Origin of the sequence: Aerosakkonema sp. BLCC-F183, assembly GCF_041929145.1 — a bacterium.
Taxonomy (GTDB): domain Bacteria; phylum Cyanobacteriota; class Cyanobacteriia; order Cyanobacteriales; family Aerosakkonemataceae; genus Aerosakkonema.
This window is the reverse complement of the sequence record NZ_JBHFNU010000102.1, coordinates 162,933-176,224: the sequence shown is the minus strand read 5'-3', so window position 1 is coordinate 176,224 and position 13,292 is coordinate 162,933. Positions and strand designations below refer to the sequence as shown.

Genomic DNA, 13,292 nt, shown 5'->3' with positions numbered 1-13,292 from the left:
TCTGGTGCGATCGATGACTCAGAGCGAGAAAGACAACCAGTTTAAGAAGGGGCTGCTAGTCCTGGCGATAATTTGGCTTTTGGGTGCGGTGTGCGATCGCATCTGGTTTGCCATTGACCATTCTATCCCAGCTTGGGATCAGGCAGACTACCTCACAGGTTCGTTAAACTACTGGCGAGCTTTACAACATCCCCAATGGTTTTCTGGTGAATGGTGGACGAGTTTTTGGCAACTCACCTCTAAAGTCCCGCCGTTTACCTACATCGCTACAGGTATTGTTCAAAACGTATTTGGCACTGATGCAGATAAAGCCACGCTTGTCAACCTCTTCTTTAGCGCTATTCTATTAGTCTCCGTTTATGGTTTGGGCGTCGAATTGTTTAGCGTCGAAGTCGGTTTATTCGCGGCGGCGATATGTCAGGTTTTGCCCGGTTTATATCGATTTCGCCTAGATTTTCTGCTTGACTATCCGCTCGCATCTGTTGTAACGCTTGCTTTCTATTGTCTGACGATTTGGAGAGCAAAAGTTAGTGTGGGCAATTCCCGTCTTAGCTGGTTTTGGGCAGCTGCTTTTGGTCTTTCTTTCGGCTTGGCTTTAATGGTGAAGCAAACAGCCATATTTTTCCTATTCATACCAATAGTTTTGGTAATAAATGACGATTTTATTAATTTCTGGAAAAACTTAGGATTAAAAATTAAAAATCAGCGTTATTCTATTTTTAAAGCAAGTGAAAGATTAGCTCAACTATTAGGTGCTTTGTTGTTATCAGTGTTAGTATTTGGCCCTTGGTATCGCACGAATTGGCTGCTAATTCTGACATCTGGGAAACGGGCGACTGTAGACTCTGCGATCGCAGAAGGCGACCCAGCCCTAAATACGATCGATGCCTGGATATTTTATTGGAAAGATTTACCTTATGTAGTTTCTTGGCCGCTGTTGCTAGTACCCATCGTCGCTTTACTACTTTATCTGGGTAAGTTAGCCATTAGAGGGGTAGAGCAGGTACGTAGGAAAATAGCAGAGAAAGTAGAGCCGTTACGGAAAATAGCAGCGGAAAATGAACAAATGTCAGCTTGGCAGGCCGAATTTAAGAAAACTGGCAAGATGCCGCCCGAATTTAGGAAAGCAGCAGCGGATCTCGAAAAACAAATGTCAGCTTGGCCGCCCGAATTGAGAAAAACAGCAGCGGAGATCGAACAACAGCCAGTTTTTCAGATCAAACTATGGCACAAAGTTACAGTGTTAATTTGCTGTTGTTTATATTATCTGGGTATACTACTCGATCTAAAAATAGAGGTTCGGGAGCGCATAGGTGCGGAGGGTAATAGATTTCCTCGATCTCCTATTAAATGGTTAGCTATATTTTTGGTGAGTGCCTATCTGCTGTGTTCTTTAAATATTAACAAAGATACTCGTTATGTTTTGCCATATTTGCCAGTGCTGTCGCTGTTACTAGCTTACTGGTTGACGCTTTGGTCTGGGCGTTGGAAACAATATATCCGCCGCATTACTATCGGTTTAGCGATATTATTAATGTTGGCAAATATCTATCCGATCGGAGGTATCTGGTTAACGCAAATTCTCAGTCCCCGCTTCCAGCACTATCCTTATATTGGTGCCCAGTTTCCCCATCAGCAGGTAATTGCAGAAATCATCAAAACGGAACCATACCTGCGATCGACTTTAGGCGTGCTACCCTCGACACCGGAACTAAACCAACACAACTTCAATTATTACGGTGCTTTAAGCGATTTTCAGGTTTACGGGCGTCAGGTAGGAACGCGAAAAAAACACCTACAGCAAGATGCACGTTCTCTCTCCTGGTTTCTCACTAAAACTGGCAATCAAGGGTCAGTTCCCAGCGAAGCCCAAAGTGCGATCGTCCAAATTGTAGAACAAGGCGGAGATTTCCAGTTACAGAAAACTTGGAATTTACCCGATGGCAGTAATTTGAATCTTTATCACAGCCGAAAACCACCAGTACAAGTACAACCGTTAAGCCAAGAAGTAGCAAAACAGGAAATAATTTCTCAATCCCCAATTTCCAATCCAAAATCCCAAATCGAAAATCTGAAATTGAATCGCGTTACAGTACCAGATCGATCGCCTTCTGGAGTTCCAGTCCCCGTTGTCTACGATTGGTCTGGTTCTTGGAACCAGTTGCAGTCAGGCTTGGTAGTTTTAACTTGGCGCAACTCAGCTGTTTCGCCGCAACAAACGACTAAGCAACAACGATGGCTGCATGACCATGCTATTGGGATGGGAAATTTGCATCCGGGTAACTTGACAGACGATCGCTTGACGGATTCATTTCGAGTCATCGAACGAACGGCGATGCTTCCTCCCGCCGATGTTGTTCCAGGAATTTACACTTTAGAAGCAACTTATCTCAATCGCCAAACTGGTGAAACTTATCCTATTGCAGTACCGCCTGTCACCCTGAAAATTGACCCAACTGCCAAGCCTACACCCGCACCGGAATTAGATTTGCTCACTCAGTTACGAACTTTAGCAACTCAATTACCCCAAGGGTCAAAAGCACTCGATCGCGTCTTTGACCAAACTGGACGGATCAATCAATACGATCCGACTCAAGATTATCTGATTCAGGCTAGCAAGACACTAAATTATCGGTTGCAGAAAGAACCGCAAAACCTGCAATTAGCTTATGCTTTGGCGCTGGCGAAGGTGCTGCGGCGACAGCCTGCTGGTGCGATCGCCGCCTTGGAAAGAGTCACCAAACTCGACTCCCAAAACCCCTACGCCTACGCCTACCTCGCCTTCGTCCACTTGTACGACTGGAATCCTTCTTCAGCCGAAAACGCCCTCAAACCAGCCCTGGCTCTCAATCCCAATTTACCGGAAATCCAAGCCCTCAGCGGTGCAGCAGCATTGTTGCAAGGAAATTTCGTCAAAGCTTGGCATTATTTACAGCCATTAATTACCTAAAAATGTTGGATGAATACCCCCGTTACAGGGTAGCTTAACGGTGGGAGTATGTCAATATTTGAGATAGCGCATCAAGATTGACTCAATCTGGGCAATTCCAATCGGCTTAGTAAAGTAGTCATTAGCTCCGGCGGCTAAACAAAGTTCCCTGTCGCTTTCTGATGCAGTCAGTATGACGATCGGCAGATTTTGCAAATCTGGTTCTTGTCGCAGCGTTGCGAGTAAATTTAAACCTATAGGGCCTTCTGGTAAGTGTAAATCCAACAAAATTAAATCTGGTTTGAATGTTTGCACTTCACCTAGAAAATCAAGACCATTGGCTAAGTGCTTTACGTGATAGCCGATCGCCTGAAGGTAATTCTGTAACACGGAGGCAATGCGGCGATCGTCTTCCACAATTAAAACACGCATTTTGTCAGAGGCCACTTTTCGAGTGTGGCTATTGAGGTGTCGGCTGTCGGTTACTTGTGGCCTTGGTTGTGCTGGAGAATGCAAAGATCTCTCTACAACTGGAAAAACCCCTGCCCCGCTGACGATCGCTCCCTCACTATCCGGCAGAAAAAGCGTGAATTCAGTGCCTTGACCGAAAGTCGATCGCACCGTCACATCGCCACCGTGCAAACGGGCTAGTTTGCGAGTCAGCACCAAACCCAAACCAGAGCCTTCACATTGCCACTTAAGATCGCTATCGAGCTGGCAGAACGGTTGAAACAGCAACCGAAGATTTTCTGGAGCAATGCCGATACCCGTATCTGCAACAGTAAATGTGATTGCTCCCGGTGTTTTGCGGACAATCAGTTCCACTTTGCCAGCGACTGTAAACTTGATGGCATTGGAGAGCAGATTCAGCAGCATTTGCTTAACTCGCCGCTCATCCGCAACGCAAATATCTACTTGCGGATCGATTTGACTTGTTAGTTGCAGCCCCTTTGTGAAAGCGCCTTCCCGCACTAGGCTCAAACAACTATCGCACAGTTCTCTCACCGAAATGGGCATCAGCATTAGCTCTTCCTTGCCAGCTTCGACTTTGGAAAGGTCAAGAATATCGTTAATCAGCGACAAAAGATGTTGGCCACTACTGTGAATATAGTTGACATATTCCTTCTGTTTGGCATTGAGAGAACCAAAAATTTGTTGATCCAGCAGTTGCGACAAACCTAGAATAGCGTTGAGAGGAGTTCGCAATTCGTGGCTCATATTAGCTAAAAATTCAGTTTTAGAATCACTTGCGGCTTCGGCAGCTTCTTTAGCTTGACGCAGTTCCAGTTCTGTCTGCTTGCGCTGGGTAATATCGCGGACTATACTTACAACTTCTTCTTCGCCGCTGACAACCAACCGAGCCTCGTAATGGCGCTCCATACCAGCGATGGCTAATTGATATTCAAAAATTTGTATAGTTTTAGTTTGTAAGGCTTGCTCCAGGTAGTGCATAATCTGCTGACTTAATCGCTCTGGCAGAACTTCCTGGACTTTTTTACCTAAAAACTGACTTGGATGTGCGTAGACCAGATCTTCTCTGTTGGCTTTGCAGTCTATCAGAGTCCCATCTTTGGCGATGCAAAACATTAAATCTGGTATTGCACCCAGAAGAGCGTGATTTCTGACTTCGCTTTGTCGGAGTGACGCTTCTATGCGTTTGCGTTCGGTGATGTCGCGCTTAATTCCGAAATAGCATACGGTTTGGCCCTCATCATTACGGACTGCAAAGGAGGAAAATTCGATGTGTAATTGTTCTCCGCTTTTAGTAAGGCAGATGAATTCACCACAGTAACTGCCCTGCTTTTCCAGCTCCTGCAAAAAGAAGGCGCAAAAATCGCCGCCGATGTGGATGGCTGGTGTTTTGCCCCGCAACTCCTCATCGGTATAACCCAGTAAGTTTCTATGGGCCCAGTTCTGCTCAATGTAATATCCCTGCGTGTCGAATATGGCGATCGCATCCTTGCTATTGGCGATAATTTCTCGGTAGAGGGTGAGCTTTTCCTCTATGTGTTTGGGCGTCTTCATTTTCGGGGTAGTATCGATCGCCAATACCATTTGAATCACTTTATCTCTAATTCTTGCCCTATTGATACTCATTCACTCTTTTCATCCCAGGGAATACTGTATAACCTGCTGTTGCTGTATGCAGACCTTACCCCATATGGCGCAACTGAGTCTGTAGCACCTCCAGGGTAACAATTGTGCTATGAATAATTACCAACCTTTCGTAACCGCGTACACACTTTTACAGGGTCAGGGGGTTCGAGAATAGATTAGTGCCGGATTCCCTACGGCGATTTTTCTGTAACGATTTCTTTATAAAAAATTGTGACTCCACTATGTAACGCAAGGAGGATAACAATTTTAAAGATTAACGCTACGTTAAAATTATTGCTCTAACTTACCTACCGATAGTTTCTATTTGACAACAGAAGTGAGAACAATGACTGCTGCAAAAAATCTGAGAATAGTTTCTCTTATTCCCAGCGCCACAGAGATTGTGGCGCTGTTGGGCCTAACCGATTATCTGGTGGGGCGATCGCACGAATGCGATTATCCCCCAGAAATCAAAGATTTTCCTGTTTGCACCCAAGCACGATTGAACTCTTCCAAACCTAGTGCCCAAATTCATCAGGACGTTACCAATCTTCTCCAAAACGCCCTTAGCATCTATGAAATTAAACTTGAGGTCATAGAACAGTTACAACCGACACACATCCTGACTCAAGACCAGTGCGATGTTTGTGCCGTTAGCTTATCACAAGTGGAAAAAGCTCTCGCCGAACTCACCCACAGCCAACCCCACATTATTTCTTTACAGCCCAGTCTTCTAGCTGATGTTTGGGCAGATATCCAAATGGTTGCCCAAACGCTAGATGTGGAAACTCCCACTTCATTATCAGATTTACAATCTCGCGTCAAAATTTGCGAACAAAAAACACTCTCCAGTATTGATACAAAGCTTCCCACTGTTGCCTGCATCGAGTGGACAGATCCCCTAATGGCTGCTGGTAATTGGATTCCAGAACTGGTGAAGTTAGCAGGCGGTCAGCCTCTTGTTGGCGTACCGGGTCAGCCTGCCCCTCAATTACAGTGGGAATCTCTGATAACGGCTAATCCAGATGTTATTATTTTCATGCCTTGCGGCTTCGATTTACAACGTACTCGCCAAGAAGCTTCTATATTAGCCCAACGTCCTGATTGGCAGAATTTGCAAGCCGTAAAAAGTGGCAAAGTCTACATTACTGATGGCAATTCCTACTTCAATCGTCCTGGGCCGAGATTGGCTGATTCTGTAGAAATTTTGGCAGAAATTCTCCATCCCGAAACAGTGCAATATGGCTACCGAGGCAAAGCCTGGGAAGCTTTATAAACATAGATAATTGCTAATAGTTAACAGCTAATACTTATGCCAATTAGTAATTAACTATTAGCCAAAGTGAAACTAAATGGTTTCATCTTCATCTACAAATAATACCAGAGAAAAAAGTGGCAATACTACCACAAGCAATAAAGGTATGAACGCGATCGATTTCCCGACACTGTGGATAGCTACCTTGCCATTCTGAATAAACTGCTGCCACTCATTCAAAAATTTTTTGACAGCTGAATAGCTGAAATATTCTTTTCTGCTAATCGGTTGATGCAGCCTTAGCACGGCATCTCACCTCCTGCCATGCGTTACATAAAAATTTCTCCTTAGTTCCTATGATTACTCTTTTAATACGTAAAACCTATGAATGATACTAAACTAAACAAAAGTATAACAAAAAATACAAATATTTTATGATTTTTACCGGTTTCTAACTAGACAGACATAATTAAACTTAGGGTGGGCAATGTCCACCCCACAAATCATCTTTAGTTTATTTTAGACCAACTTAGTCCGGAGATTTTTAAAGATGATGCGATCGAGCGAATAATTTCCAGGGTTTTATTTGTGTTTCTTTTCAGGTTAATCGAAAAGGTTTCAGCCAACCGCGATCGATCGCTACATCAAGAGTATATCGGGCGATCGCAAACAGTACAATACTCTCGACGGCCAAAACGCCGCACGACCAAAACCCATTGCCAAAATTCAACCCTACGTCTGCTTGGGCTAATCCCCGCACCAGTCCAAACGCTAGCACCGCCCCTTCGCTAAGATGAGAATTGCGATCGCAGCGGATGATGTAGCGGTACGTGATGCCGAAGAGGAAACCGCTGATAGTAGCGATCGCCCCACTTACCAACAGATTTGCTGCCGTCGAGATTTGCAAAGAAGCCAGTATCTCAAACTGCTTCGCCAAAACTAACTGATTTCCCAAGGTTGCGATTCCGTAAGCCAAAAAAAGCGACAAAGCAGCAAAGCTTCCCGCCTTGACAGATTCAATACGTTCTGCTTGTAAGCCGTCCAATGTAAAACCTCATCACTTCCAAGTATGATAAGACTTGGTGTCATTTTGTCACATTCGATTTAACACAAAGCTATGGATATTCTCTCTCTAGGTTGGGTTGCCCTATTGGTTCTGTTTACCTACTCTATCTCGATGGTAGTTTGGGGCCGCAACGGCTTCTAGAACAGTGGAAACAACAGCTCTTAACGTTCTGGCTTTAGTTGCCTTTGTGCTGCTAGTGGCAGTCTCAGGGGGAGTTTTGTATCTGACGGTGATGGAGTGGCGCGATCGCCGCCGTCAAGACAGCGATAAGCGCTCTACTCGTCGTCGCTAAGTCCTTTTTAGGGGCTAGGGGATAGGGGTTAGAAAAAGTCAAAAGTTAAAAGTCAAAAAGAAGAGGAAAAGGGAAAATACGAATTCTCCCAGTCTCCCATTCTCCCGCTCTCCCGCTTTTCCCCTAGTCCCTAGCCCCTATCCCCTAGTCCCTTTTCCAAAGGCATTTGGGCGAAATGCTCTAATAGCAATCGGTGGATAAAAATATATCCCCCGCCAACTTTTTGCAAAAAAATGCGATCGGTTGCCCAGTCTAAAAAACGAGCGTAATTCCAAGGAATATATCCATTGCAGTAGAGGATGAACCGCAACATGAAATGCTTAACGCAGACTTCTCCTCCTCCTGCTATGATGCCAAAACACAATCCGAAACTTCCCCAAAAAAAGAACGACCAATGTAATAGATTAGCGGCAATTCCCAAGACTAAAAATCCCAGCAACCCGAAGACGATCGCATTTTTTAAAGATTGTCTGATGCCTTGATTGGGTACTGTTATTCTCTCATCGATCGAGGGAGAAGTCAAGGCGCGAACCAATCCGTAAATCAGCCCCATATTCATGCCGAATACCATGCCGCGAACTAATGAATGAAGTTGGCCATTGTTTAAATGTAGCGCCACAACTTGCCAGCGTTCTGGATTGAATATAAGCTCATAGGGTATTTTAAGTAAAAATCCAGAGACTAATCCCAAAATTATGCCGCGAACAATAGTTTTTCTCGCGGTTTTCCATGACCATTTCAAATTTTCCACCGGAGTGATGCGATCGATACCAAAAATTAACACAAAAATTACCGAAACTAAAATCAGCCAGAAGATTACTCGCTTAATTGGCAATAACAACTGACCGATTGCCAGCCCTAAAATTACAAATATTATCAATAATCCGCCTAAATAAATTTGTTTTTGTAATTTAGTTTTTAACCATTTTGTTTGCATTCGCTCGATTAAAAATACTGTTTGCGATTCCTCGGACATTCTTTGCGCCAACCAAGTTAACCACCGCATTGCTTGCACTTGGGAATATTGACGATCGCTGTGGCGACGAGCGAACATTCTGATGATATAATTATCGAACAAATGTTGGCGGCGTTCTGACAAATTCATGCTGGGTAATTCAGTGACGGACATTCCCCGATAAGCGAGGGTAATAATGTTCAATATTAAAGGCGATCGCGCTAATTCTTGCAACGTCGTATCCGCTGCTAGTGCCGTATTTACTGCTGTTAAATCTTCACCCGCAGCAGCTATATATTGATGAATTTGTTCCAGAGTCAAGGGTTGAATGAAAATAGCACCCTGACAGCGCAGGCGGTAGGAAAGTGCTTCGTAATCTTGGATGCGAGAGCAAACTACGATTTCTGTTTGTCCGTGTGATTGGATAAATTCATTAATTGCTTGGACGCACAAATCGCGGCGATCGCTACTGACTTCATCCAACCCATCCAACATTAGCATTAACTGCTGAGTTTTCACCCAAGCTTTACCGATTGGTTGGGAAACTTGATATTTTGTATTCATTTCCCGAACTAACCAATTGGCGAAAGAAGATACACAGTTTCCCTTTGTTAAACCTGGTTTTTCTGGCGACCAAGATGATAAATTAAATAAGACGGGAATGGGATGATTGAGGTCTTGTTCGGCACGATTGATTAAATCGCGAGCGAGTGACAAAAGTGTGGTTGTTTTGCCGCTACCCGGTTCGCCTAAAATGAGGAGCGATCGACCTTCTCCCAATTGGTCAAATTGCTGGATAACTTTGCTTTTTGGTGGTAAAATTTGTCTGAGTTGTGTCGGCGTTTCCCATAGCATACCCCAAGGGCGATCGACTGCATCGAGGCGTTTTTCCAAACCCAATTCAATCAGCGCTTTACCGTGCAGCGAACTTTCCAAAACGCCTTTTATCCAGTAATTTTTGACTTTGTTGAGTAAAATCTGACGATTGCGATGTTCTTGTCGGCTGTAGGTTACTTTGGGTGTCGATATTTTGGGAACTGTACCGGGAAGTGTGACTGTTTCTGCGTCCGATACACTATATACTTTTGCTGGCAATGGCGGTAGAATCGATAAGGGCAGAGTAGTTTGTAGTTGGGGTAACAGGCGATCGACAGGATGCAAAGCCAAGAGCATTTCTCTAGCAGTGGGATAGCGCTCTTGAGGATGCGATCGCACCGCTCGCTGTAACACTTCTGCTAAACTGGAACTAATTTGTCGATCGCTGTCAGTAAAAATAGTTTCACCTGTTTTAAGATTTGTCTTTAAATCTTGGGGACGTTTCCCAATTAACAGATAAATAGCAGTCATCCCCAAACTATAAATATCGCTAGCGCAGACAGGTTTACCCGCGGCTTGTTCGGGTGGCATATAACCCATTGTACCGACCGCAATAGAGCTAGTAACTTCCCCTAAAGAATCCACCTCAACACACATCGTTTCTTTCGCAATCCCGAAATCAATTAAAACTGGTTTGCCATCCTTTTGTCGCTGAATGATATTCGCAGGTTTGATATCGCGATGAACGATCCCTCTCTTGTGAATATAATCGATAACTGGTAAAATATTTAATAGTATTTCTTTCACAACGCTTTCGCTCAACACCCCTTCCTCTTTTACCTTTTGATTAAGGGTAACCCCTTCAATCCACTCCTGAACTAAATAAAATTGTCCAGCTTCGGCAAAGTAGGCGTACAACTTAGGAATTTGGGCGTGTCCCTCCCCCAATTGCTCCAAAATAGCTGCTTCCCGCTGAAATCGCTCCTGCACCAGTTCGTAAACCTGCGGGTTGTTGGCGACGGGTTTGAGCTGCTTGATTACACAGAGACGACGGGAAGGCATATGGGAGTCTTCCGCCAGAAAGGTTTCGCCAAAACCACCTTTTCCGAGCGCCCGAATAATACGGTAGCGGTTGTTCAGAAGCGCTGATGTCATCTAATTTGAAAGTACCAACTTATTTGCACGATCTACTGCTTCCAGTTTAATAATAATTTGCTTACACCCCGATTGCTGTCAGCAGTTTTGTTAATATAGTTATTTTGGGTTTAATTATAGCAAATTGAAAATAATTAAATTTTGATTAGATCTAGACATATATTACAATGTAGCAGAGCAAAATAAATATCAAGACTAACTAAAAAAGCCTTTTATGTAAGCTGGCAAGGTAAATTTTGATGAAAAGCCCATTGGAATTTTTGGAGTCAACTCGCGATCGCATCCAGCAAAAACTAGAAGCCAAATTCGGGCCAACAACAGTAGTGCGCGGTGCGGGCGTTCAGTTTAAGAGCAAAGAGAAAGCAACCCTGGAACGAATTGAACTAAAGCCCCCCTCAACTAAGGAAGTGCTACTCAAAGCAACGTGCAGCCTTGTCAGCCCCGGAACAGAACGCGCCAGCTATCTGGATCTGCCCAATACCCTTGGTAATTTTCCCCGCATACCGGGCTACTGCTTTGTGGGTAGCGTGCTGATGTCGGGACGGGGAAGCAGCGTTCAGTCTGGCGATATGGTTGTGGCTTGGGCACCCCACGCCAGTCTAGCAGTTGTCCCGGATGAGAAAGTGATGCGCTTGCCAGAGGACGTACCTCCAGAAAGGGCTGTTTTCACCACCATTGGCGCGATCGCACTGCAAGGATTTCGCAGGGCCCACCCAGAACCGGGAGAGTCCGTCGCCGTCTTGGGCGCGGGATTGATCGGACAGCTCACCCTCAGATTGGCCGCGATCGCAGGCGCTTATCCGATTATCGCCATCGCTCGCACCAAACAGCGTTTAGAAGCAGCGATGCGTAGCGGTGCAGACCTGACGATCGCCACCGCAGAAGACCCAGAAGCCCTTGACAAAGTAGCTGCCGATGTGGTAATAGAACTGACGGGAGTGCCAGAAGCGATCGGCGATGCCATCCGAGCAGTACGACCGGGCGGACGCATCATTCTGGTGGGCAGCACCAGAGGCGTAACCGAAGATCCAAACTTGCTGACAGCGCTACATCAAAAAGGAGCGGTACTGATAGGAGGGCACTTCGCCACCAACCCCAAATCATCCACATTTCCAGGCTATCAATGGCCGATGCGAGGGGCAGAGTGGGGTGCAGTGTTGAACCTGATTGCAGATGGACGGCTAGCTGTTGACGATTTGATTACCGATCGAGTCGAACCGCCCAGTCTTCCCCAAATGTATCAGCAGCTGGCAAAAGAAGGCGATCGTTCGATCGGCGTACTGATCCGCTGGGACAAACCGGGAGACTGGACACCGCAGATCCTCACCCAGAGTTTAACAACATCGATCGTCGCCAAGTTACAGAAACAACCGGAACCGTCACCAGCACCCATTATTCCTGGGCCAAGAGCAGAAACCCCACCCCTGCGAATGGCAATGGTTGGTTGTGGCGAAATTGCCGTGCAAAACTCCAAAGCCATCAAAGCCGCACCGAATACCAGCATCGTTCACGCAATGGATCTCGATATCAAACTGGCAAAGCGACTAGCGGCGCTGCACGAAGCACCCTACACCACCAATTTTGAAGAAGTATTAGCAAATAAAGAAGTAGAAACCGTTTTTCTAGCCGTTCCCCATCACCTGCACGCGCCAATGGCCATCCAAGCCATGAAAGCTGGCAAGCAGGTCATCGTCGAAAAGCCGATGGCAAACAACGTCGCCGACTGCGAAAAAATGCTGGAAGTCGCACAGCAAACTGGTGCTATCCTCTCAGTTTGTTATTGCCAGCGATACAGTCCCCAGCTAATGCGGGCAAAAGAACTGATCGAAAAAGGTGCAGTTGGGCGCATCTTAGGTACATCAATTACCTTCGGACAAGTTCGCAACGAATCGTACTGGACAGTTGGTTTTACCGGACGAGTAAAAACAGACTGGCGCGGTTCGCGGGAAAAAGCGGGAGGAGGCGTTTTAATTATGAATTTGTGCCACACTCTCGATTATTTTCGACATTTAACTGGATTGGAAGTCAAACATATTTTTGCCGAATACGCCACCCTTACTCACCCAGTTGAAGTAGAAGATATTGTATCGGCAACTTATCAGTATGAAGGTGGTGGTATTGGCACTCTTTGCGGTTCTACTCACGTTGTCGGTGCGAGGATGGATGAAGAGCGTTTGTGGGGTTCCGACGGTCAGATTATCCTGCGCCCAATTCTGAAATTCTGCTCTCAACGTACAGTTGATGGCTATAGCGCCAACCGTTGGCACGAAGTAAAAAACCTTCCCCCACCGATAGAACGCCAAATTTTTGTAGAGCGATTTGCCGAAGCAGTTCGCGCTGGTAAAGAACCAGAAGTTTCTGGCAAAGATGGATTGGCGGTGCAGCGAATAATCGAAGCTGCTTACGCTTCCGCGCAAAAACAACAACCAATTGTAGTCGAGAATTTTAACCACACATAGCAATACTTGTAGGTTGGGTTTCGTTACTCAACCCAACTTGTTAGGACAGAAATCCTTGGGTTGCGCCTTGCAAAAGCCCAACCTAAAACCTACTCCAAAAATTCGCGATCTTATCTGCGTTTATCTGCGTTCATCTTTCTACATCTGCGGTGAAATTTTAACTAATGATTCCCACAGACAATCCAGGAAATTATTCATATACTACCAATGCTACCGGACACGATGACTTTGTACGGGCGGGTTTTGTACTACAACCATAAACTCGTTA

9 protein-coding genes are annotated in these 13,292 nt (G+C 45.4%); 5 read left to right on the top strand and 4 right to left on the bottom strand.

What is annotated here, in order from left to right; all coding sequences use genetic code 11:
- The first annotated feature begins 13 nt into the window (after positions 1-13).
- Complete coding sequence (locus ACE1CD_RS29855; RefSeq protein WP_374827184.1) at positions 14-2,950, top strand: glycosyltransferase family 39 protein; 2,937 nt, start codon at positions 14-16, stop codon at positions 2,948-2,950.
- 51 nt (positions 2,951-3,001) lie between these two features.
- On the opposite strand, the gene ACE1CD_RS29850 is transcribed toward ACE1CD_RS29855, so the two are convergent.
- The gene (locus ACE1CD_RS29850) at positions 3,002-5,026 is read right to left on the bottom strand and encodes a PAS domain-containing protein (RefSeq protein WP_374827093.1); all 2,025 of its coding nucleotides are present in this window, start codon (positions 5,024-5,026) and stop codon (positions 3,002-3,004) included.
- Between the two features lie 346 nt (positions 5,027-5,372).
- Between ACE1CD_RS29850 and ACE1CD_RS29845 the strand changes: the two genes are divergently transcribed.
- Positions 5,373-6,302, top strand: a complete 930-nt coding sequence (locus ACE1CD_RS29845) for a cobalamin-binding protein (RefSeq protein WP_374827092.1) — start codon at positions 5,373-5,375, stop codon at positions 6,300-6,302.
- Positions 6,303-6,374: 72 nt separating this feature from the next.
- Here the strand turns inward: ACE1CD_RS29845 and ACE1CD_RS29840 are convergent, their stop codons facing one another.
- Together ACE1CD_RS29840 and ACE1CD_RS29835 are read right to left on the bottom strand one after the other, a co-directional pair.
- Positions 6,375-6,587, bottom strand: a complete 213-nt coding sequence (locus ACE1CD_RS29840; protein ID WP_374827091.1) for a hypothetical protein — start codon at positions 6,585-6,587, stop codon at positions 6,375-6,377.
- A 292-nt stretch (positions 6,588-6,879) separates the two neighbouring features.
- Complete coding sequence (locus ACE1CD_RS29835; protein ID WP_374800141.1) at positions 6,880-7,326, bottom strand: hypothetical protein; 447 nt, start codon at positions 7,324-7,326, stop codon at positions 6,880-6,882.
- Positions 7,327-7,398: 72 nt separating this feature from the next.
- On the opposite strand from ACE1CD_RS29835, the gene petN reads away from it, so the two are divergent.
- Together petN and ACE1CD_RS29825 are read left to right on the top strand one after the other, a co-directional pair.
- Positions 7,399-7,488: a cytochrome b6-f complex subunit PetN gene (petN, locus tag ACE1CD_RS29830; RefSeq protein ID WP_190475473.1), complete on the top strand. Its 90-nt coding sequence runs from the start codon at positions 7,399-7,401 to the stop codon at positions 7,486-7,488.
- A 4-nt stretch (positions 7,489-7,492) separates the two neighbouring features.
- Positions 7,493-7,639, top strand: a complete 147-nt coding sequence (locus ACE1CD_RS29825; RefSeq protein WP_190475475.1) for a hypothetical protein — start codon at positions 7,493-7,495, stop codon at positions 7,637-7,639.
- A gap of 130 nt (positions 7,640-7,769) precedes the next feature.
- On the opposite strand, the gene ACE1CD_RS29820 is transcribed toward ACE1CD_RS29825, so the two are convergent.
- Complete coding sequence (locus ACE1CD_RS29820) at positions 7,770-10,565, bottom strand: protein kinase (RefSeq protein ID WP_374827090.1); 2,796 nt, start codon at positions 10,563-10,565, stop codon at positions 7,770-7,772.
- Positions 10,566-10,804: 239 nt separating this feature from the next.
- Between ACE1CD_RS29820 and ACE1CD_RS29815 the strand changes: the two genes are divergently transcribed.
- Complete coding sequence (locus ACE1CD_RS29815; RefSeq protein WP_374827089.1) at positions 10,805-13,024, top strand: bi-domain-containing oxidoreductase; 2,220 nt, start codon at positions 10,805-10,807, stop codon at positions 13,022-13,024.
- Positions 13,025-13,292: the final 268 nt, after the last annotated feature.

Excerpts from the sequence above, each read along its gene's own strand:
- ACE1CD_RS29855 (WP_374827184.1), top strand. The coding sequence starts at position 14 with ATGACTCAGAGCGAGAAAGACAACCAGTTTAAGAAGGGGCTGCTAGTC.
- ACE1CD_RS29850 (WP_374827093.1), bottom strand. The coding sequence starts at position 5,026 with ATGAGTATCAATAGGGCAAGAATTAGAGATAAAGTGATTCAAATGGTA.
- ACE1CD_RS29845 (WP_374827092.1), top strand. The coding sequence starts at position 5,373 with ATGACTGCTGCAAAAAATCTGAGAATAGTTTCTCTTATTCCCAGCGCC.
- petN (WP_190475473.1), top strand. The coding sequence starts at position 7,399 with ATGGATATTCTCTCTCTAGGTTGGGTTGCCCTATTGGTTCTGTTTACC.
- ACE1CD_RS29820 (WP_374827090.1), bottom strand. The coding sequence starts at position 10,565 with ATGACATCAGCGCTTCTGAACAACCGCTACCGTATTATTCGGGCGCTC.
- ACE1CD_RS29815 (WP_374827089.1), top strand. The coding sequence starts at position 10,805 with ATGAAAAGCCCATTGGAATTTTTGGAGTCAACTCGCGATCGCATCCAG.